Below are 20,452 nucleotides of genomic sequence, written 5' to 3'. Positions count from 1 at the left end.
GGCTTCACTTATTTAGGACTTTTCTATTTTACCTTATTTCATAATCTTTTCTTTCTCTTAGGAGGAACATATTTTTGCTTGGGTCGTGTACGGCATTCATTAAATCTCCGTAGGAACTCTTCAATCCCATATCTGGCTGCTTTTTTAAAGCACTGTTTGTATTGACGGTTAATTCCCAGAGCGTGATTTATGATAACTAGTCCATAAGTGGAGTTAAATTTTCCAATTTGCTTGCCTAACTCTTGACTAAATATTTGTCTCTCCTTCTCACTCTTCTGCATCTCTTCTGCGATAAGAGGTAGATAATCAGTGAGAGACTCAATATCTGGGGTCTTATTTTTAAACGCAATAGCTAAGCCATCCAACAATAAAATCTGAGTTTCGTCCAAATCAAGAGCATCGATAATCATGTTCCTGTGCCTTCTAACGAGCTTCATAAGTTCATACATGCTTTTTGTCAGCTCTTTGTAATCTCTCTCAATTTGATTCACTATTCTCTGAGCTTTTTCTTTTGGTTCAAAGGGTGGTATTGTTATGGAGTACATAAACAGTGCCCCGAATGCATAGGCAATATCATCTGCCAATTGTTCTAAATCCCTTTTTGCTTTGTCTAACTTTTTCTGGAATGTATTGGCAAGTGACTTTCTAAGCCGTCTCTTTCTCTCTACCTCCCTTCTCCATTGAATGAATTTGGAGATAATCTCAAATATTCCGTAGATTTCGAGAGCAAGACTCAAATAAGGCTTTAAATTGCTCGCAATAGTTCCACTTGAGCTCATGAGAAATTTGAAGATGGCTTTATCGAGCTCGTGCATTTAGGCCCTCCTTTTAGTTGTTCATTCCAAATCTGTTGAGGATATCCTTAAGTAACTCCTTTACATCTGTAGGGATCTCGTTCAACTCCACCATTTTTTGAGCAATCTTTCTCCCATGCTTTATCTTATCATAGTATTCTCGAAATTCCTTATCACTCAGACTAGAGATATCCAATTTTGGATTCTTTCTAGCGGCAATTTCAGCAAATTTCTTACCCAATATTAAAGGAACATCATCATAAGGCCCTATTTCATTTTCAAGTTCAATTTCATTCTCCTTCAATATAGGAAATGCAGAATTTACGGCATTTCTCGTGAATAAGTTTTCTATAGCCCTAACAATCTTCCCATTCTTCTCCCAGAAGTATACAGGAATACTTTTTTCCTCGAACTTCTGTTTGAGTTCTTTTTTCTTTGGAGACAAATCAGAACCCTCATTTTTGATATCAGAATCCAAAATAACAGCAATATTTGGATTGACTTTAGAGAGAATTTCTGGATCTTGATGGTTTATATTAGATCCCCCTATGGGAATTATGGCTATGTTGTATTCTTCCCACTTGGAAAACAATGCTTTAGCGAATATCTGGAGTATTTCTCTATCGGAGGGTCCCTCAACGAAGATTATCCCATCTGTCAGGAAAATATCACTTGGAGACATCCCAAGTTCTTCCAGTATTTCTTTGCTTCCAGTGAATTTGCGTAATTTAGTTTCACCATTTTCTTTGACAAGAAGATATGAGGTGGAAAGCTCTCCACTATTTACAAAGACACTTGAGTGAGTAGATATGATAACCTGACCTTCTTTGCTGAACTCTTGAAGGATGCCACATAGTTTCTTTTGAGCTCCAACATGGAGGTAAATCTCGGGTTCTTCAAACAGTAAAACATACCCCTTACCAATTTTTTGTGCTCTGTAAATCTCAAGTAATGCAAGAATAAAATATCTTTGCATGCCACTTCCTCTGTATGTTATGGGGGTTTCTTTTTTTGTGTACTTGTCTTTGACTTTTATTATTGGTGTAAACGCCTTTTCTAGCTTTAATTCGGGTACCTCAATGGTTACTTCTTCTACGTCGCTCCACATTTTAGAGAGCTCTTTTTTCAATTTCTTTCTGATACTCATTGTTTCTCGTTTTATTGCATTTGTTAGACGTCTTTTTAGGTCAGCTACACTATCTGTTTGGGCTTTCTCTTGGCTGGTTTTTTCAATTATTGGAAAGAGCAACTTTGAGATTAGAGTGTCTCTTCCAAATTTGAGTTCGTCTTCAACATTCTTTACTGCAGGGATAAAGAGTACTTTTGGGAGAAAAGGTTGTATTGAGTTGTAAGCAACCTTTTTTGAATTGATATAATACTTTCCGCGGGACTTAGATTTTCCATTACTAAATTCATCCTCTTCAACTATTTTTGAGATGAATAAAACATTTCCACCATCATACACATTAGCGAATTTTTCTTTCAATTTAGGCTTGAGCTCCTCAGAAACTTTAAAAACTAATGTTATTTCGCATTTAGCGTTGTGCCCTTTATGTATGTCATCAGGAGATATATCTTCATTCTCAAGAAAAGCCTTAATTGCCCTTAGGAGATTGGATTTCCCAACGTCATTTTTCCCGATAAGAGTTGTAAACCTGCCAAGCTCTAGATAATCTTCATCTTCCGGAAATTTCTTATAAGAACGGTAGTTTTCTAATCTAATCCCAACTAATTCCAGCTTTTGATTGATGTTCTCCTGCATTTTTGGTTCCTCCTCAGAATTGAAGAATACCCATGAGTCTAAAGTAGACTGCCTCATTGACCCACACCACACAGGAATCCTGGCAGTTCTGCCAGATGTCCCAGAGAACCTTTAAAGATGGATGGCCATACTTGTTGTTAATCCCTGCAGAAACCACCCAAAATCTACTAGAAATATCCATACAAATAGCATTGTTCCAATATCCTTTGGCACCATGATGGGGAATTAATGTAACCATAGTGTCTGTTATCAATGGTTTCTTAGAAGTATAACTCTTAAACCCAAAATGTTTGGCAATTTCTTTATATTTACGTTTACGATTTAAATTGATGTCTCCTGTTAAAAATTGTGAAAATGCCTCTCTTGGCTGATTGGTACTCATTAAATTGTGGGAATTTATATTGAAATTTACGAAATTTATATTTATTATTCTGAAACAACCACAATTATAGCAGAGAATGTTATTACGAGGATTAAATACCGGAAGATGTAGCGTCAGTAATGAAGTTTCGTTTAACTTTGAGTGTATATTGGATTTATAGCAATCTTCCAGCTCGGATTTTATGTTTCTATCCCGAATCGCGTCCTTAATTGTTTCAGGAGTTATGTCACCCAAGATTCGTTTTACACAGTTTTCAAATTGAAAAATCTTATTGGATCTAACTTTGTAGTTAAAAAACCTAAAAATCCAGATGGGGGATTTAGTAATAAGTACCGGCAGAACTCCAGAATGATTCTTTACTAGCACTCTCCTGTCTCCAACTACATTAGGTTCTAGTTTCTTTATCTCGGATCTTAAAATTTCATCGTTAGGTAATCTTTCGAGATCAATGATAAACTCTCCATTTGGTGGAAGGTCAGAGGGCATATCATGAGTTTGCAACCAGTTTTCTCTATCACTTGGCTCTCCACCGCCAACTAAAATTACTCTATTGACCTTCCTACTATCTAAAAGGAACATCACCGGGTCAGCTAAGAATTCATAAAACTCTCTTGGGGCAACCGGTGTCTGAAGTGCTACAAGCAATCGTTCAATCGGAGTTAGATATGGAAGAATTACAGTGTCTACATGGGTAATTTTCAGTAGATGAGGAATACCACTAACATGATCTTTGTGTAGATGAGAAATGATTAACAGATCAATGCCCTTCTTGTTACCCGAAAACTCTCGGTTAATGGCTTTATTTACTAGATTAGTTTTTTCAGAACCACAATCATAAACAAAATTAAAGGAGGCCTTACCATAAGTTAGTCGGCCAGTGTAAAACAGTCCTTGGCCAACGTTATGGAACTTGAAATCTACTTTGAGCTCCCCCATAAGATAACACCCCTACTTTTTCTTCTTATTTGAGAACGTCTTTGCTTTAGCAAGTCTCTGCTTTACCAGCTCCACGACAGCTTTGTAAACCTCCAGCTGCTCTTCCTCAGTTAAGCCGAGCGCTTCAAAGATGACTTTATCCAAAGCTCTCCTATCGGGCATGACTTTATCCAAGCTAACGTCATCTGGATTGATGTTGCTTAAGTCGCGGTTGGGCTTTGGAAGGCCGAGCTCCTCGAAGATGCTCTTTACTTCTCGGTTTGCCATTTGAGTAAAGATATCAATTAGCTGTTGCTCAGTGATTGGAGAAAGTTTGTATGGATCAATAACCAAAGTAACCTGAATTTCTGGCCCATAAACTGTTAATAGTCCATCTCCAAGATTGGCTCTTCCAACAACTTCCGTGCTAAGAATATGTAATGTTGAGTTAAGTACTGCATCCAAAACTTTCTTTTTGGATTTGTATTTTTCTTTGTAAATACCCACAAAAACAACATCCCCAGCATAGATCTGAACATCTTCTGGCAAGATTGGTGTCCAATTTCTTTGGTCTCTAAATCTTAGTACAATGAAGTCTTGTTTTTCTTGAATTGGTAATGCCCACCAATATTTTCTACCTTGAACACTTCTACGTGTGTTGTATCCTCTAAGTTCTCCCCATTTAATGTATTCTTTTGCATGTACTAACCCTCTTTTTTCTAATTCCTCTCTGCTTAAATGGCAATAAAACATTACCTTGCTTGGAGTTGAAGGGGAAATTAAATATGTACTTATCTCGCGGGTATTCGTGATGACTGGTTTTAGAAATTCCTTTTCTAAATATCCTATCCATCCAGAGCTACTATAAACCCAAACATACTCATCAACTCCCTGATGGCTCTTTCCACAAACAGGACAAACTCCCTTTGTGATATTCTCGATTATGTGCTTAAGCTCTTCTATTACTTTTGCATTCTCTTTAGGCTTCTTTTTGAGATCCCTAAGAACTTTTTCTGCATTATTAATAGCTCTCTTTAAGTCCTCAGAAGTCTTTATTGGAGTTAAATAGAAAAATTCGTTTGCTCCAGTTTTAATTCCAAATTTTGTATCTGCTGCTGTCTCTAGAAGAATAATCTTATTTTTCCCTCTTTCTAACGCAATATGGAATATTTGTGGGGCCCTAATCAAAATTCCGCCCCATTTCATGCCCTTGTATTCGCCGAAGATGTTGTATGTACCAAGAAGCATACTCCTTTTGCCGATTTCGAGACCGCCCATCTTAGCCAAATCTACAGCTTTGACGCTCCTAACCCTAACGTCATCGTCTTCGTGGCTGTAAACTTTCCCGCCAAAAACCTCAACCTCCTTTACTTTCCCAACATAGCAGTCGAGCATCTTGTTTATTATCTCAAGACTAAGCTCGTCAAAGTTTTTCTTTAGAAGGATGAAGTTCACGCACTCTTCACCAATAGTATTAAACAGCTCTTTAGGCTTTCTCGTCAGAACTGTAATCACCGTATTAACGTCAGCCTGCTCGAAAGACCTTGTTGTGTAGTCAATAATTCTCCTCAGATTGGTAAACCTCAAGAAGAACTCCTGCAGCTGAGTTCCGTAATCAACGTCGAGCCAAGAGTTTGATGTAATGAAAACCAACACACCTTTAGGATTAAGCAAGTTAACACCCTGAATGAAGAAGTAAGCATAGAGGTCGCTCCTTTTATTTAACTTCATCTCATGCTCAAACTTCTCCTTGATTATTGTTTCCATGTGGTTGATTATCTTTTCCTTGTATTCCTTCTTTAGTTTCTCCTGCTCCTTCTTGCTGAGCATCTCGAACTCTGCCAAGTCATAATACTCTGGATAAATCTTCTCTTGCCTAACATATGGAGGATTCGCTATGACAATGTCAAAACCCTTCTTGTAGAGCATTACCTCTGGAAAGTCAAGCTCCCAGATGAAGGGTGGTTTCTCAATTCTGCCTTCTCTAATCGCTGATAACAGAAGTTTAAACGCTTTCTTGTCCTTAGTTTCTCTTGAATCCTTTAGCTCTTCCAGAACATCCTCCGCAAAAGCTTCAAGGACATGCCACTTAGTTTCCTCTAAATCCTTCCAGCTGACTCCCCTACCCTCATAGTACTTCTTCGCAAGCTCTTTGTACTGAACTATCCAGAAGGCTGGCCCGCTTCTTGCGGCTCTCTGTTTTAAGCTTTCACGCCATTTGGAGAGGGGAATATCAAGAACAATTTTCTTTCCATCCTCCCCCTTAATAATTATGTGTGGTGGAGCAAGGGAATCACCGACGACTAACTTAGCTTCTAAGTTGGGCAGAATAGGCTCGTTTGGAATTCTCTCCTCTTTCTCAATTAGTGCTAACCAGAGCCTGAGCTTAGCAACCCTTATTGCCCATTCCTTGATGTCAACACCATAGATGTTTTCCCTGATTATCTCAAGCTTCTTTTTGTAATCTACCGAAACGTTGGCTTTCTCATAGAGCTCCGTTAAAAGATGATACATGCCAACCAGAAAAGCACCGCTTCCAGCTGCAGGGTCAACTATCTTGACCTCCTCAAGTGCCTCAACTATCTCCCATGGCAACGATCTCGGCTCCCATTCATGAACCGGTTTAAAGACAAACTCTCTCAAGAGCTTATCGTCGACTTTGGTATTTCTCCTTAAATATTCATAAATCGCCATCCTGCACATGAAATCTACTTCTGCTCTCGGCGTGTAAAAGATTCCCGAAACCCTTCTCTCTTCTTCCTCCAAAGCTTTCTCTTCCTCGGCAATCAAAGACTCGTAAATCTTTCCAAGCATTGCTGGATCAACTGCAACCTCAACCTCATAAGGTGTCTCTTCCGTTACCGTAAAGTTGTACTCCTCGAAGAAGTTGAATATGAGCTCTCTTACTAAAACATTTGGAAGAGAAGTGATTATTTCATCTAAATCAATATCCTCTATCTTAACATGGCTGAAAAGACCGCCGTTGAAGTAAGGAACTCCATAAGTGAATACGTCCCTAACAATTGGAGAGGGAATATTTTGAATTTCCTTCACATTTCTTCTTTCGTATCCAACCCTCGGAGTGTTCATTGCGTAGAGGAACAGAACCCTAAGGTAATCCCTGTATAATTCGCCCCCGTGCTCTTCCCATTGGTCATGAAGCCATCTCACAAAGTTCTTAACGTTAACTTTTTCTTGGAGATCCTTTCTAAGAGCTGATTTTTCAACAATCCAACCCTTCTTCTGGAGGAAATAAACAAACATCAACCTGTTAAAGAAAGTGTGGGCAAATGTCTTGGCGGCCCTTTCAACGAATATCTCTTTTGGTAACTCTCCCATGTAAACTTCTTCAAGCTTTTTCCCGTAGAGCTTCTTTATCTCTCCCTTAAGTTTGTAGTAGTACTCCTTGTATTCCTTGAAAAACTCTTCCGTGAGAGGCTTAACCTGCATGTACTCATCAATGATTGCTTTTATTTGGATTGCTGATGGATGTTCCTTAAACTTCTTCAATTCTTCAGCAACAGCGGCTAAATTTTCGACAAGTGTTCTGAACTTCTTCTCTTCGGGATCAATTACATAGATGTTAAGCTTGGCATTTTCGAGCTCTCTTCTATAAATCGGCACCACGAGCTTCCAGTATCCATCATAATCGAGAATAATTAAGAAATTTGCAAATTCCAGGCCGGGAGAATAGGTAAAGTTGAGTAAATCTTTCACCATTCTTTGCCTGTACTTTACAGTATCGCTTCTGCTTTGGGCATAAACAATGTAGAAGCTGTCCCCCTCTGGTGGATTGGTCTTTGCGATTATCTTGATCATCCTCGTGTTTTGAGCAACAAATTCATTGAGCTCACCTTCTGGAATTGGCTCATCATGGTAATCGAAGCCCCATACATCAACGAAAATATCCCTAAAAATGTTGATTGCATCATCAGCTCTCATTTTTGGTTTAAGGTTCTCGAGGATGTTCTTGACTCTATCTTTCAATTCTACTTCCATCTTAATACCTCCATTACTGTTAAACTTTGTTAAATATTTAGGAATTTCTATAATTTTAATCTTTTTTTGGTAATCCCGAATTCAAAAACAAGTAATGAAACTTGAGTTAACATTCAAAGCCTCTCCACCAGCTCCTTCACCTTCTCCTTACCCTCGTTCAAGATCGGCTTTCCGTGACTTGGCAATAAATGCACAAAATCAAAGTCCAGAAGCCTCTTTATCGCTTCCCTGTTCTTCATTGGATCGAGAGAATAATGATGTGGGATCTCCTCCAGCTTTCCATTCTCTTCCATAATCAAATCCCCAACAAAGAGGGCCTTTGTTTTTAGATCTAGCAGGCAAATACTTCCCGGGGTATGCCCCGGAGAATGGATAACTTTTAACCCATGAATCTCGTCTCCATCGTTCAGCTCTATTTCCACATCAACCGGCTCGATCTCACTTCTGAAGGTTTTCTCTCCCTTCAAATAGGGCACCTCATCTTTATGTGCCGCTATATTGGCTCCGGTTGCATCTTTAAGGTCTTTCAGAGAACCCACATGGTCGTAGTGGGCATGGGTGACGATTATTGTCTCCACATCCTCTGGAAGGTGTCCGAGCTTCTCTATGTACTTTAAAACCTTCTTGTATTCCTCTGGAAGGCCTGCATCCACAACCAAGAGCTTTTCTCCCCTTACAATTAGGTAGACGTTTGCAAAGGTTTCATCCACCAAGTGGATATCTCCAATAACTCTCATAACAAATTCACCAAAATGTATTATTCAGTTATCCTTAAAAATTGATCTCTTTTTTCATTGTGAAGGAATCTTCCTCGCTATTGGCGACGAGTTGGGTCTTCCCTCTCCGAGAGTCGAGGCTCGCAAGGAAAAGTAAATTTATGTAATCAAAACCGAAAAATTTAAGTAGGATTTTTATTTACATTAGGTTAGATAAAAATGAGTTGAGTAAAGTAAGGATGTCGCGATGACTACGAGGTGAGATCATGGAAGAGCATGGAAAGCTACTCGATGTCCTTGGAAATGAAACAAGGAGAAGGATATTGCTCCTACTTACTAGGAGGCCTTACTTTGTAAGCGAGCTCTCGAAGGAGTTGGGGGTAGGGCAAAAGGCTATCCTTGAGCACCTCAAAATCCTTGAAAGCGCTGGGTTAATTGAGAGTAGGGTTGAAAAGATTCCAAGAGGCAGGCCTAGGAAGTACTATCAAATAAAAAGAGGTATCAGACTTGAAGTTCTTCTCACGCCGTACTCATTCGGCACCGAGATGTACGAGCCAAAAGCACCCAGACAAACTAGAGAGTATGAGGAGATGAAACAACTCATAAAGTCTCCGGGGCCGGTGGAGGAGAAACTCAGAGAACTCTCTGATTTCCTGAGTGAAATAGAACAAAGAATAGAAGAACATATGAGGATGAAGAGCGAGCTTGAAGAGGTTAGAATGCTTACCGAGACTTACATAAAGAACCTTATGCGCAGGATTGCCAAAGAAAGCGAAGAGCAGTTCGATGAACTTATGAGGGAATTTGAAGGGGTTCTCCCAAGAGAAATCATCGAAGAGTTAAAAAGGGTAAAGAAAGAACTGATTTAGAGGATTTTTCCTTCTTCCTTAAGCCTTACAAGCCTTGTTATGTAGCCGGCTATTCTGTTCCTTATGGTCTTGCTTGTGACGTTTGTAAGCTCCTCAACCTTTTTCTTGTTGTGCTCGAAGTCCCTTGTGAACTCGTTTGGATATCTGTTGAAGAGCTCTCTCGCGGTTCTCTTAATGAAACCTTGCTTAATGTTTCCCATTCCTCATCCCTCCGATAATCTTAATTTCCACACTCAAATCAAGTGAGGCTGTTTTAAACTTTTCCCAGCCAAATTTATAAAGCTTCCCTTCAAAGGTTCTCACCATCATTGTGAGCTGAAGCCTTGCCGTTCACAGCGTGGAGGAAAGCCCGCTTTACTACTACGTAAAGTTTATGATGTTTGTGAATGTACGTATTGTTGATGATGCCCAGCGGCATGTCCGTTGGGTGGAGGGCTCTCTGACCGAGCCGTATGCGGTTTACCGCAACCGAAGTTCCCATGTTGGGAACCTCCGCCTTCACGACGGGGAGGAGGTCAGATGATTAAGGAAACCATTGTCTGCTATGGACATGAAAACGTAAAGGCAACCCACCGCTCAACTCTGGAGATAACGAAAGAGAGTTATCTAACGCCAAGGGGGGACTGCATAATATGCATAAAGGCCAACAAAGCACTCAAAGACCTTGATGAACGGATAAAGGAAGCTTTGAAACAGGGAAAAAAGATCAAAATAAGGATAATTGTCGATGAGATTGTCGATGAAGTTGAGGCTCTTGGGGATTCAAGGCTGAGCTTTGAGAGCGAGCTTTCTATGGTTATTAGGAAAAGCGACTATGTAGATGGAAGAACCCTTGCAATAAAGGCCAGCAAAGCGGCAAAGGACATTAAGAGAGAACTAATAGAGAAGCTGAAAAACCCGGAGCAAAAGGCCATCGTTGAGCTAATCGTTGAAGAGTGAATTCTTAACATTTATATCTCTCGTTAACGTTCTCCTTATGGTGAGTGTGTATGGTAAACAAAGACGAACTTCTAAGCTATGGGGACGTTAAGGCCAAAGAAATTGCCCTAACGCTGATGGATGAAGCAATAAAAAGTGCAGATCCTTATGAGGCGGTTAAGAGAGCTTTAAAAGTTGAGGATAACAAGCTTGTTGTTAAGGGTAAGGAGTTCCCAATAAAGGGGAAAATCTACGTTTTGGCATTTGGTAAGGCGGCATGCTCTATGGCAAAAGCTGTGGAAGAGATTTTGGGGGAAAAGATTGTTGAAGGCATAGCTGTGACAAAATACGGCTATTCTTTGCCGCTGAAAAAAATAAAGGTGATTGAAGCAGGACATCCGGTTCCGGATGAGAACTCAATGAGAGGGGCCCAGCTTGGGGTTGAACTCGCAAAGAAAGTTAGTGAGGACGATATTCTTCTTGTCCTAATCTCTGGCGGCGGAAGTGCTCTCTTCATGCTCCCCGAAGATGGGATAAGCTTTGAGGACAAGATGAAGACAAACGAGCTCCTCCTTAAGAGCGGGGCCAAGATTTATGAGATCAACACCGTAAGGAAGCACATCTCGAAGGTCAAGGGCGGGAAGCTGGCAAAGCTCGTTAGGGGGACTTTGATAAGCCTTATCCTTTCGGACGTTGTTGGCGATCCCCTCGAAGCCATAGCCTCTGGCCCAACGGTAAAAGACCCGACAACCTTCCAGGATGCGTATAAGATACTGAAGCTCTACAACCTCTGGGATAAGCTCCCAGAGAGCGTGAAAAGGCACATAAGGCTTGGCCTTGAGGGAAAAGCCGAGGAAACGCTCAAGGAAGACCTACCCAACGTCTACAACTTCCTCATAGCGAGCAACTCTCTAGCATGTGAAGCTGCAAAAAGAAAAGCCAAAGAACTTGGACTTAAGGCTTACATTTTAACAACAACTCTTGAGGGTGAAGCCAGGGAGGGTGCCATTGCCTTAGGTTCGATAATTGAGGAGATTTATCATTACGGCAGGCCCTTTGAGAGGCCTTGTGTTCTTATAGCTGGTGGAGAAACGACTGTAACTATAGAGGGCGAAGCCGGCCTTGGAGGGCCGAATCAGGAGTTTGCTTTAAGCATAGCGAGAAAAATAGCGGGTCTTAGAGGGATTGCGGTTTTGGCTATGGACACGGATGGAACGGATGGTCCAACGAATGCTGCCGGGGGATTGGTGGATAGCCATACTCTAGAAGTCCTTAGAAAGGAAGGTATCGATTTGGAAGAATTCCTCAGGAGACACAATGCTTATGAGGCTTTGAAGAGGGCAAAAGCCCTGCTTGTAACAGGCCCGACGAGAACGAATGTGAATTCAATAATAATTGCCGTTATTCTCTAACTTTAATTTTTGGGTGATAAAGATGGGGGTTAAAACTCATACAGCTCTTCACGTGCTCAAAGGTGCAGTGGTGAAGGTTTTGGGTGAAGAGGCCAAGTGGACTGCAAGTGTCTATGTTAACGGCAGTCATGGAAGATTAACTGTTAAATTTAACAGGAAACCAAGCAAAGAGGAGATCAAAGAGATAGAAAAGCTCGCCAATGAAAAAATCAGAGAAAACGTCCCTATACTTGTCTATGAGCTCCCTAGGGAAGACGCTGAAAGGAGATTTGGTGAGGACATGTACGATCTCTTTCCAATCCCGGAGGAAGTGAAAACCCTCAGAGTTGTAGTTATTGAAGGGTGGAATGTAAATGCATGCAACAAAGAGCATACAAAAACAACGGGAGAAATTGGGGAGATAAAAATCAGGAAAGTAAGGTTTAGGAAGAGCAGGGAACTTCTAGAGATAAGCTTTGATGTCCTTTAAGGCACTATATGGTGCCTCCTGCACCTGGCTTCGTAAGCTTCCCTTCCTCCCACGAGTATTCTTGGGGAGTCTCTTGGTGCAGGCTTTCCATTTATGAGTCTTTGCGTCCTTGTAGCTTCTCTTCCGCAGACGGTGCATATGGCAGTTAGATAGACTATGTTATCAGCTCTTACCAAAAGTTCCTTAGTTACTTCAAAAGGATCACCCTTGAAATCCAAGTTTAAACCACTTGCAATAACGTAAACTCCCTCATCGGCGAGCTTGTTTAGAGTTTCGACAATGGATATGGGGAAGAACTGGACTTCATCAATGCCTATGACCTCGAAGCCCTCTTCTTTAGTTTTTTGATATATCTTCCTCACTCCCTCTTCTGTTGTTGGCACCACAAATGCTTCATAGCTTAATCCGTTGTGGGCAACGACCTTATCCTCACTGTAGCGGTTGTCAATGGAGGGCTTAAAGAGAGCAGCTTTCCTTTTTGCGAAAATTTGTCTCTCGATTCTCTTTATAAGCTCACTCGTCTTTCCTGCGAACATTGGCCCCGTAATGACTTCCAAGAATCCCTCTGGATGCATGCCTATCACCTTTTGCTCCTTACACCTTCATCTAAAAAAGGTCTTTCCTCGGATTTTTGAACTTTAAACAATTCATTGCACAATTTTTGCTTTAAATAACATCGACAGTTAAAAATAAAGTGGAAAAATTACAAAAGAAGATCATTCTGTCATGTCCTTCATTAGCTCGTCTACATTCTCAGGAGGCTTTGTTACAGGGCTTACGACTATTGTGACTACTAGGGCAAAGATGAATGCTGGCACGAGCTAATACAGTCCTGTTAAATGGTTCGTATATAAGTACTGTCAGGATAAGATGGCATAACCTCCAGAAATAAACCGCAAAGAGGATTTTAATTCTCCCGGGCTTTAAATCACTATACTGTACTAATGATATTAATAGTGTTTTAAATGGTGTGTCTTTTGCATTTTCTGCACAAATATCGAGTGATCGACGCAAGTTTTATCTTATGCCCAAGTGATGAGTTCGTAGTTAATTCTGAACTTGTTGTTAACTGCGATGTTCACAACCAATAACTAACAAAAAAGAGAGTTTAAACTAACCTACATTTATGATTAATGATGTGAACATACGAGCAACAACGCTAAATAAAAATCATTAGTGTTAAATAAAGGCAATTATAGGACATTTTGATTACCAAAAATTTTTTATTTACATCGATGGTCATATTTATACGGTATTGTGTCTCTCTTATAAAATTCAGTTACTGGATTGGAAAACTCATAAGGTTGGTGTATGATGTGAAAACTCGTTCTGACACCAGCCGAAGAAGAAAAATAAGAAAGAGGTGAAATAGAAATGGAAGCCCAAACTCAAATATTATTTGTTTTAGTTGTGTACCTTTTGTTTTTGATAAGCGTTGGAATTTACCAAGGTAGAAAGACAAAGAGTAGCAAAGATTTCTCGATTGCAGGTAGGCAATTGCCCGGATGGGTTGCTGCACTTTCGGAGCGTGCTACTGGAGAGTCAGCATGGGCCCTTTTAGGTCTTCCAGGCTTTGCTTTTGCAGCAGGTTTAGCTGCTATATGGCCAGCAATTGGTTGTGTACTTGGGATTGTCGTTGCATGGGTCGTGTTTGCACGGAGACTACGTAACGAAGCTGAGAAATATGATGCAGTAACTTTCGTGGATTACATAGCTAAGAGACATCCAGATGCTGAAAAATGGATAAGAATCTTTGGAAGCATTACTATAGTGTTCTTCTTTTTCTTCTACGTCGGAGCGCAATACCTTGGGGGAGGGAAGACTCTCAACACGCTCTTTGGCATAGATCCAAAGATCGGAATGCTAATCACAGCATTGATAATTCTACCTTATACAGTAGTCGGAGGACTTGGAAGCGTAGCATACACAGATACTGTGCAGGCAATCATCATGATAGCGACTTTGATAGTGGCTCCAATAGTAGGAGTTGCATATATAGCCAGCCATCCGGATGTTTTTGCTCATTCAGTTACCCAAGCTCTCAAAATGGCAGGTCCCAAATATTCCACCCTCCTTGGCGGGCTCGTGGGAACTTCTGCAATTGTCTTTGTAATTGCTGAATTTTCTTGGTTCTTTGGATACCTTGGCGGAATGCCCCAGCTCAGCATAAGATTTATGGCAATAAAAGATGACGAACAGGCCAAGCTCGCAAGGAATGTTGGAGTAGCCTGGACAATTATAGCTTACATTGGCGCTCTTCTCATCGGATGGATTGGTATTGCTATTTTTGGACCAGAGGGGCTTTCAGACCCAGAACAAGTAATGCCATCGGTAATGCTCACTCTATTCCCACCTGCAGTAGCAGCTCTCTTCATTACAGGAGCAGTTGCAGCAATGCTCTCTACTGCTGACTCTTTGCTTGTCTTAGCTTCTACAGAGCTCTCAGAGAACATTATAAAACCATTTATCTATAAAGGGGACGTTGACGCCAAGAGAAGCCTCGTACTTTCAAGAATAACAACTGCAACATTAGGTCTAATTGCCCTTGTAGCAGCATTTGTAGTTCCATCAAACCTCATATACACGATAGTTGGATACACTTGGGCAGGAATAGGTGACACATTCTCAGTAATTGTAATCTTAACCCTATTCTGGAAGAAGTTCCACGGAAAGGCCGTACCCCCAACAATAATTGCAGGACTGCTCTTTACAATATTCTGGATAAGTTCAGGCCTCGATGCAAAAGTCTCAGCAAGGCTCATGACATTTATAGTGACAGCAATAGCCGCAGTTATCGCGACCTATGCAATAAAGCCCGAAGAGAATAAAGAATCATGAAGCTTGGAGAATTTGGGACGTTTGAGTAACTTTTCCATTTTTATCTTATATTTTGGAAGCAGGAGGAGGAAAGATAAAGGGACTGGCTTGTTAATGGGTCTAATATTTTGCTGATGAAGTTTAACTTTAACTTGGAAGGCATTCCAAATGCCATGAAAAGCTTGGGTAAGACTGTAGTTGGAAAGTAATTCTCAATCACAATGTTCCCAAAAATTAGTTAAAGCAGCCATTAACTCTGGTTTAGAGCTCTTGATTGTTAACGCTCGTCTTAGCGCTTTGGCTTTAGCGATTAGGGACGCTCACTTATTATGTCAAAATGTTTTTAGAGTGGTATCAAAACACGTTCCGTATTTTAATCAAAATGATACATTATAGTGCTTGATAAACGTAAAACAGAATCAGCAACTGTGTGCATTCCTCTATTCTTAATCTGTGGAACTTACATCCCTTAGAATTTCATACTTTCGATGTGTGCCCTTGAGATGTTTAGCTTGTGCCCTATTATGAGACCACTCATCATCTATTACGCTCAAAGGGGCTCTTTTCCGAAAGGTTTATATATAACTTCTTTCATAAAATAGAATGCAAATACCAATTTAGACAACTTTAGGAGGTGTGGGAAATGGCTGAGTTGCCAATTGCCCCAGTTGATAGATTGATTAGAAAGGCAGGTGCTCCAAGAGTTAGTGAGGAAGCAGCAAAAGTCCTCGCCGAGCACCTTGAGGAGAAGGCCCTTGAGATCGCAAAGAAGGCTGTAGACCTTGCAAAGCACGCTGGAAGAAAGACCGTCAAGGCTGAGGACATTAAGCTCGCAATCAAGGCTTGATGGCCTTTCTTTTCTTTTGTTCTTTCTGAGTAAACATTTAAAAGCTCTCTTCTGATTCTCAACTATGCGCGAGATAGCCATTAGGATGACGAGACGAAACCACAATGCTTTTGTACATCTACTTGGTGCTCTTGAGTCTCAAGGCTTTGATATTGGCGAACTTTTAATAACAAAAGACCTTGATGAAATTCTGAGGGCAAAGCCTAAGGTGGTTCTTTATTCCTTCTTCACCGAGGAAGTTTGGGATGTTGAAAAGGAAATAGCTCTCTTGAAGGAAAAGACCAACGCCCTGCTTGTGGCCGGAGGATACCACGCAACTGCAATGCCCAGGCATACGTTAAGGATGGGCTTTGATATAGCGGTGGTTGGGGAAGGAGAGGAAGTCATCTTTCAGCTTTTAGAAGTCCTCAAGAGAAGCAACTTCAGAATAACCAAAGAGCTCGTGAATATCAGGGGACTTGCCTTTTACCTTGGCGATAATTTCGTTTTTACTGGCCTTGCGAAAGTTGAAGACTTCACGAAGTTTCCTCCTTTTGCTGAGAGCTCTCGCTTAATAGCTCCGATGGAGATAAGCCGTGGTTGCCCATTTGGCTGCTACTACTGTCAGACACCTTATGCAAAGGGCTTTCGCATGAGGCACAGACCCATAGAGCAGATAGTAAAATACTCAAGAAGGATGAAGGATATGCGCTACATAACTCCCAACGCCTTTGCCTATGGAAGTCCAGGGGCAGTATTGAGGTTGGACAAGCTTGAGGCTCTTTTAAAGGCCCTCCAGCCCCTTAGAAAAGAGGGAAGGAGATTATTTTACGGAACTTTTCCGAGCGAAGTTAGGCCGGAGTTCGTTAAACCCGAAACTCTTGAGCTCCTTATAAAATATGCCGACAACAGAAGGCTGGCCATAGGAGCGCAGAGTGGAGATGATGAAATGCTCAAGGCAATGCACCGCCTGCATACCACGGAACACGTCAGGCAAGCCGTTGAGTACATGCTTGAATACGGAATAGAGCCCGTCGTTGACTTCATAGTAGGTCTTCCAAATGAAAGTGAAGAAAGCCAGAGGAAAAGCATTGAGTTCATGAAGTGGGTAATGAGAAAAGGGGGAAAAGTTAGGGCTCATTATTTCATGCCTTTGCCGGGAACCCCCTGGGCTCGGTGTAAGCCGTCTCCATTGAGTGAAGAGATGAAGAAGTTCCTCGGCAGAATGGCGGCCAAGGGTTACATTGAGGGCTCTTGGGGAGTTCAAATAGAGCTCTCCAAAAAACTGCAGAAGCTTATTGAGGAGTTCTATGAGGAAAGCCCAAGCTATGTAGGAAGTCTTAAACAGCTTTGCTGAGAAAAGGATTTAATCTTTTAGGTAGATTAAATAACATGCTGGTAGGATTGATAAGCGATATCCATTCAAACCTTGAAGCATTAAAAGCTGTTTGGAGAGAAGTTAAGAAAGCTGATGTTATTTTTTGCATGGGGGATTTGGTAGGCTATGGGGCAAGTCCCAACGAAGTTGTGGAATTTTTTAGAGAGGAAATGAAAAAAAGAGAGATACTCTGCGTGAGGGGCAACCACGACAATGCTGTTGCTTTTGACATGGTCTGGGGGTTTAACCCCTATGCAAGGGAAGCAATAAGGTGGCATCAGAGAGTTATGAAGCGGGAGAACATAGAATTTCTCCAAAAACTGCCGGTAAAAGAGAGGTTTGAAGCTGACGGCGAAGATTTTCTTATAGTTCATGGCTCTCCGAGGGCACCTCTTGACGAATACCTCTTTCCGTGGCTTCCTGATAGCGAGTTCAGAGAGGTTTTAAAGTACTTCAAAGAGAAAAACCTTGTCGTCGGGCATACTCACGTGCCACTGCTCAAGGAGATTGAAGGGCGGAGAATAATAAACCCCGGCGGAGTGGGGCAGCCAAGAGATGGAGACTGGAGGGCTGCTTACGCTTTTATAGACACGGAAAACGATGAAGTGATATTTGAGAGGGTTGAATACGATGTTGATACCGCGGCGAGAAAAATAATAGAAGCAGGTTTGCCGAAATTTTTAGCATACAGGCTTTATGAAGGGTATTAAAACCTTATTTTTCAAAAACTCCCAGCTTCGAACCTTTGGTTGAGAACTCTTCCTTAGTTTTTAACTTTTGGTTTTAGAAAGATATAAATGTCTTTTTCCAATTTTGGAACAGGTGGAGAGTAGTGAAAGCTTATCACATTCATGTTGAGGGGATTGTTCAAGGGGTTGGCTTCAGACCCTTCGTTTATAGAATCGCTCACGAACATGATTTGAGAGGTTATGTTAAAAATCTCGGCGATGCCGGTGTTGAGATAGTAGTTGAGGGGAAAGAAGAAAACGTAAAGGCTTTTTTGAGAGACCTCAAAGAAAAAGCACCCTCTCTTGCAAGGGTGGAGAAGATAAGTGTGAAGGAAATCCCTCCTCAGGGCTTTGATAGGTTTTACATTGAAAAGAGCTCTGCTGGAGGGGAAAGTGGGGATTCTGTTATCCCCCCAGATGTGAGCATATGTGATGATTGCCTCAGAGAGCTTTTTGACCCGAGAGATAAGCGCTATATGTACCCATTCATAGTGTGCACAAACTGCGGGCCGAGGTTTACGATAATAGAAGATCTCCCCTACGATAGGGTAAACACCACCATGAGAGAGTTTGACATGTGCGACTACTGCGAGAGCGAATACAAGGATCCACTAAACAGGAGATACCATGCGGAACCCGTCTGCTGTCCCGTTTGCGGCCCCAGGTATAGGCTTTACACTAACGATGGAACGGAGCTTACTGGCGATCCCCTAAAAAGAACTGCGGAGCTCATAGATAAGGGGTACATAGTTGCAATAAAAGGCATAGGTGGAATTCACATAGCCTGTGATGCCACCAATGAAGAGGTAGTGGAGGAGCTTAGAAAAAGAATACTAAGGCCTCAGCAGCCCTTTGCAATAATGGCCAAGGATTTAGAAACGATAGAAAGCTTTGCTGTAGTTACCGAGGAGGAAAGAGAAGAGCTCACAAGCTATAGAAAGCCAATAGTAGCCCTAAGGAAAAAGGAGCCTTTCCCACTGCCAGAAGCCCTCGCTCCAGGTTTGCCCACCATAGGTGTCATGCTCCCGTATGCTGGCACTCACTACATTCTCTTTCACTACTCAAGGAGCCCTGTTTATGTAATGACCTCGGCAAACTACCCGGGAATGCCGATGGTAATAGACAACGAGAAGGCCTTCGAGGAGCTTAAGGATCTGGCGGATTACTTTTTGCTGCACAACAGAAAAATCCTAAACAGAACGGATGATAGTGTTGTTAGATTTGTTGATGGCAAGAGAGCGGTTATAAGGAGAAGCAGAGGATTTGTTCCCTTACCAATAGAAATACCGTTTGAGTATTCTGGCTTAGCAGTTGGAGCAGAGCTCATGAACGCCTTTGGAGTGGTAAAGGGCTCAAGGGTTTATCCGAGCCAGTACATAGGGAATACCTCAAAGATAGAAGTTCTAGAGTTTATGAAAAGCGCTATAGCACACTTCAAGAAAATACTGAGGGTTAAAGACTTCGATTTAATAATTGCTGACCTTCATCCTCTTTACAACACCACAAAGCTGGCAATGGAGATAGCGGAGGAAGAAAACGCCGAGTTTATTCAAGTGCAGCACCATTACGCTCATATTGCCTCGATTATGGCCGAACACAACCTCGATGAGATAATAGGGATAGCGGTGGACGGAGTTGGCTATGGAAGCGATGGGAACACTTGGGGTGGGGAGATATTATACCTAAGCTATGAAGATGTTGAAAGACTTGGACATATAAGCTACTATCCTCTTCCCGGCGGTGATCTGGCAAGCTACTATCCTCTAAGGGCCTTAATGGGGATTTTGAGCAAGCTCTATGATGTCAATGAGATAAAGAATGTGGTTGAAAAGCACTGCCCCAAAGCAATTGAAAACCTCAGGTACGGGAAGGTTGAATTTAATGTAATATTGAACCAGCTTGCGAAGGAAATAAACCTCAGCTACGCATCTTCAACGGGCAGAGTGCTTGATGCAATGGCTGTTTTGCTCAACATTGCTTATAGGAGAACTTATGAAGGAGAACCTGCTATGAAGCTTGAGGGAGTTGCCTTTAGAGGCAAAAACGACCTAGGATTTAGAGTGCCGATTGAGGGCGAAGAGCTGAAAATTGAGGAGCTCTTTGAGCAGGTTCTTGAAAGCAAAGCAAGCTCGGCGGACATAGCGTATTCTGTCCACTTGGCGTTGGGAAGAGCTTTTGGAGAATTTGTGGTCGAGAAAGCTAAGGAGTTTGGCGTTAAAAACATTGGCATAAGCGGAGGGGTTGCATATAACGAGCTCATAGTGAAGACGATAAGAAAAATCGTTGAAAGCAACGGGCTGAGGTTTTACTCAACCTATGAGGTTCCGAGGGGGGATAACGGAATAAACGTGGGCCAGGCTTTCCTTGGAGGTCTTTATGTAGAGGGCTATTTGAGTAAAGAAGACTTGATACTTTGACTTTTTCCCCTTTAGCAACATTTTAAAGTGTTCTCTTAGATAAGATAGCA

Annotated in this window: 17 protein-coding genes; 9 read left to right on the top strand and 8 right to left on the bottom strand. The window is 41.5% G+C overall.

Going from position 1 to position 20,452, the window contains the following annotated elements:
- Positions 1-38: 38 nt before the first annotated feature.
- The 5 genes from NF865_RS05300 to NF865_RS05280 all read right to left on the bottom strand — a co-directional run bounded on the left by NF865_RS05300 (position 39) and on the right by NF865_RS05280 (position 8,589).
- The gene (locus NF865_RS05300; RefSeq protein WP_253305514.1) at positions 39-815 is read right to left on the bottom strand and encodes a hypothetical protein; all 777 of its coding nucleotides are present in this window, start codon (positions 813-815) and stop codon (positions 39-41) included.
- Positions 816-828: 13 nt separating this feature from the next.
- Complete coding sequence (locus NF865_RS05295; protein ID WP_253305513.1) at positions 829-2,613, bottom strand: ATP-dependent nuclease; 1,785 nt, start codon at positions 2,611-2,613, stop codon at positions 829-831.
- Positions 2,570-3,874, bottom strand: coding sequence for an MBL fold metallo-hydrolase (locus NF865_RS05290; protein WP_253305512.1), 1,305 nt, complete (start codon positions 3,872-3,874; stop codon positions 2,570-2,572). Before NF865_RS05290 ends, NF865_RS05295 begins: the two co-directional genes overlap by 44 nt.
- Positions 3,875-3,886: 12 nt before the next feature.
- On the bottom strand, positions 3,887-7,852 hold the full coding sequence (locus NF865_RS05285) for an Eco57I restriction-modification methylase domain-containing protein (protein ID WP_253305511.1): 3,966 nt from the start codon (positions 7,850-7,852) through the stop codon (positions 3,887-3,889).
- Positions 7,853-7,965: 113 nt separating this feature from the next.
- Positions 7,966-8,589: an MBL fold metallo-hydrolase gene (locus NF865_RS05280; RefSeq protein ID WP_253305510.1), complete on the bottom strand. Its 624-nt coding sequence runs from the start codon at positions 8,587-8,589 to the stop codon at positions 7,966-7,968.
- Positions 8,590-8,834: 245 nt separating this feature from the next.
- Between NF865_RS05280 and phr the strand changes: the two genes are divergently transcribed.
- On the top strand, positions 8,835-9,437 hold the full coding sequence (gene phr, locus NF865_RS05275) for a heat shock transcription regulator (RefSeq protein ID WP_253305509.1): 603 nt from the start codon (positions 8,835-8,837) through the stop codon (positions 9,435-9,437).
- Here phr and NF865_RS05270 read toward each other — a convergent pair.
- Both NF865_RS05270 and NF865_RS05265 read right to left on the bottom strand, forming a co-directional pair.
- Entirely contained in the window at positions 9,434-9,637 is a 204-nt protein-coding gene (locus tag NF865_RS05270; protein ID WP_004069582.1) for a 30S ribosomal protein S17e, read from the bottom strand. The two genes, phr and NF865_RS05270, sit on opposite strands and share 4 nt — an antisense overlap.
- Positions 9,638-9,726: 89 nt before the next feature.
- On the bottom strand, positions 9,727-9,918 hold the full coding sequence (locus NF865_RS05265) for a hypothetical protein (protein ID WP_253305508.1): 192 nt from the start codon (positions 9,916-9,918) through the stop codon (positions 9,727-9,729).
- Positions 9,919-9,956: 38 nt separating this feature from the next.
- Here NF865_RS05265 and NF865_RS05260 point away from each other — a divergent pair, with 38 nt between their 5' ends.
- The 3 genes from NF865_RS05260 to NF865_RS05250 are packed head-to-tail and all read left to right on the top strand — an operon-like array spanning position 9,957 to position 12,236.
- Complete coding sequence (locus tag NF865_RS05260; RefSeq protein WP_253305507.1) at positions 9,957-10,376, top strand: DUF371 domain-containing protein; 420 nt, start codon at positions 9,957-9,959, stop codon at positions 10,374-10,376.
- A 50-nt stretch (positions 10,377-10,426) separates the two neighbouring features.
- Positions 10,427-11,767: a glycerate kinase type-2 family protein gene (locus NF865_RS05255; protein ID WP_253305506.1), complete on the top strand. Its 1,341-nt coding sequence runs from the start codon at positions 10,427-10,429 to the stop codon at positions 11,765-11,767.
- Between the two features lie 22 nt (positions 11,768-11,789).
- Complete coding sequence (locus tag NF865_RS05250) at positions 11,790-12,236, top strand: alanyl-tRNA editing protein (protein ID WP_301281867.1); 447 nt, start codon at positions 11,790-11,792, stop codon at positions 12,234-12,236.
- Here the strand turns inward: NF865_RS05250 and NF865_RS05245 are convergent.
- A complete protein-coding gene (locus NF865_RS05245) occupies positions 12,233-12,811 on the bottom strand; it encodes a thymidine kinase (RefSeq protein WP_253305504.1) in 579 nt (192 codons plus the stop codon). The genes NF865_RS05250 and NF865_RS05245 overlap by 4 nt on opposite strands.
- Before the next feature lie 799 nt (positions 12,812-13,610).
- Here NF865_RS05245 and NF865_RS05240 point away from each other — a divergent pair.
- From NF865_RS05240 to hypF, 5 genes are all read left to right on the top strand, one after another.
- The gene (locus NF865_RS05240) at positions 13,611-15,074 is read left to right on the top strand and encodes a sodium/proline symporter (RefSeq protein WP_253305503.1); all 1,464 of its coding nucleotides are present in this window, start codon (positions 13,611-13,613) and stop codon (positions 15,072-15,074) included.
- A 622-nt stretch (positions 15,075-15,696) separates the two neighbouring features.
- Positions 15,697-15,900 carry an archaeal histone HpkB gene (gene hpkB / locus NF865_RS05235; protein ID WP_253305502.1) on the top strand — a complete coding sequence of 68 codons (204 nt, stop codon included), beginning with the start codon at positions 15,697-15,699 and terminating at the stop codon, positions 15,898-15,900.
- Between the two features lie 64 nt (positions 15,901-15,964).
- Positions 15,965-17,236, top strand: a complete 1,272-nt coding sequence (locus NF865_RS05230) for a TIGR04013 family B12-binding domain/radical SAM domain-containing protein (RefSeq protein ID WP_253305501.1) — start codon at positions 15,965-15,967, stop codon at positions 17,234-17,236.
- Between the two features lie 35 nt (positions 17,237-17,271).
- Positions 17,272-17,967 (top strand): metallophosphoesterase family protein, encoded by a 696-nt coding sequence (locus NF865_RS05225; RefSeq protein WP_253305500.1) that lies wholly within the window; start codon positions 17,272-17,274, stop codon positions 17,965-17,967.
- 122 nt (positions 17,968-18,089) lie between these two features.
- Positions 18,090-20,402: a carbamoyltransferase HypF gene (gene hypF / locus NF865_RS05220; protein WP_253305499.1), complete on the top strand. Its 2,313-nt coding sequence runs from the start codon at positions 18,090-18,092 to the stop codon at positions 20,400-20,402.
- Positions 20,403-20,452: the final 50 nt, after the last annotated feature.

The sequence above is a fragment of the Thermococcus aggregans genome, assembly GCF_024022995.1.
Classification (GTDB): domain Archaea; phylum Methanobacteriota_B; class Thermococci; order Thermococcales; family Thermococcaceae; genus Thermococcus_A; species Thermococcus_A aggregans.
This window is presented reverse-complemented; position numbering and strand designations above follow the sequence as displayed.

Bases quoted from the DNA above. Each gene is read 5' to 3' on its own strand.
- NF865_RS05300 (WP_253305514.1), bottom strand. From the start codon at position 815: ATGCACGAGCTCGATAAAGCCATCTTCAAATTTCTCATGAGCTCAAGT.
- NF865_RS05295 (WP_253305513.1), bottom strand. From the start codon at position 2,613: ATGAGGCAGTCTACTTTAGACTCATGGGTATTCTTCAATTCTGAGGAG.
- NF865_RS05290 (WP_253305512.1), bottom strand. From the start codon at position 3,874: ATGGGGGAGCTCAAAGTAGATTTCAAGTTCCATAACGTTGGCCAAGGA.
- NF865_RS05285 (WP_253305511.1), bottom strand. From the start codon at position 7,852: ATGGAAGTAGAATTGAAAGATAGAGTCAAGAACATCCTCGAGAACCTT.
- NF865_RS05280 (WP_253305510.1), bottom strand. From the start codon at position 8,589: ATGAGAGTTATTGGAGATATCCACTTGGTGGATGAAACCTTTGCAAAC.
- phr (WP_253305509.1), top strand. From the start codon at position 8,835: ATGGAAGAGCATGGAAAGCTACTCGATGTCCTTGGAAATGAAACAAGG.
- NF865_RS05270 (WP_004069582.1), bottom strand. From the start codon at position 9,637: ATGGGAAACATTAAGCAAGGTTTCATTAAGAGAACCGCGAGAGAGCTC.
- NF865_RS05265 (WP_253305508.1), bottom strand. From the start codon at position 9,918: ATGGGAACTTCGGTTGCGGTAAACCGCATACGGCTCGGTCAGAGAGCC.
- NF865_RS05260 (WP_253305507.1), top strand. From the start codon at position 9,957: ATGATTAAGGAAACCATTGTCTGCTATGGACATGAAAACGTAAAGGCA.
- NF865_RS05255 (WP_253305506.1), top strand. From the start codon at position 10,427: ATGGTAAACAAAGACGAACTTCTAAGCTATGGGGACGTTAAGGCCAAA.
- NF865_RS05250 (WP_301281867.1), top strand. From the start codon at position 11,790: ATGGGGGTTAAAACTCATACAGCTCTTCACGTGCTCAAAGGTGCAGTG.
- NF865_RS05245 (WP_253305504.1), bottom strand. From the start codon at position 12,811: ATGCATCCAGAGGGATTCTTGGAAGTCATTACGGGGCCAATGTTCGCA.
- NF865_RS05240 (WP_253305503.1), top strand. From the start codon at position 13,611: ATGGAAGCCCAAACTCAAATATTATTTGTTTTAGTTGTGTACCTTTTG.
- hpkB (WP_253305502.1), top strand. From the start codon at position 15,697: ATGGCTGAGTTGCCAATTGCCCCAGTTGATAGATTGATTAGAAAGGCA.
- NF865_RS05230 (WP_253305501.1), top strand. From the start codon at position 15,965: ATGCGCGAGATAGCCATTAGGATGACGAGACGAAACCACAATGCTTTT.
- NF865_RS05225 (WP_253305500.1), top strand. From the start codon at position 17,272: ATGCTGGTAGGATTGATAAGCGATATCCATTCAAACCTTGAAGCATTA.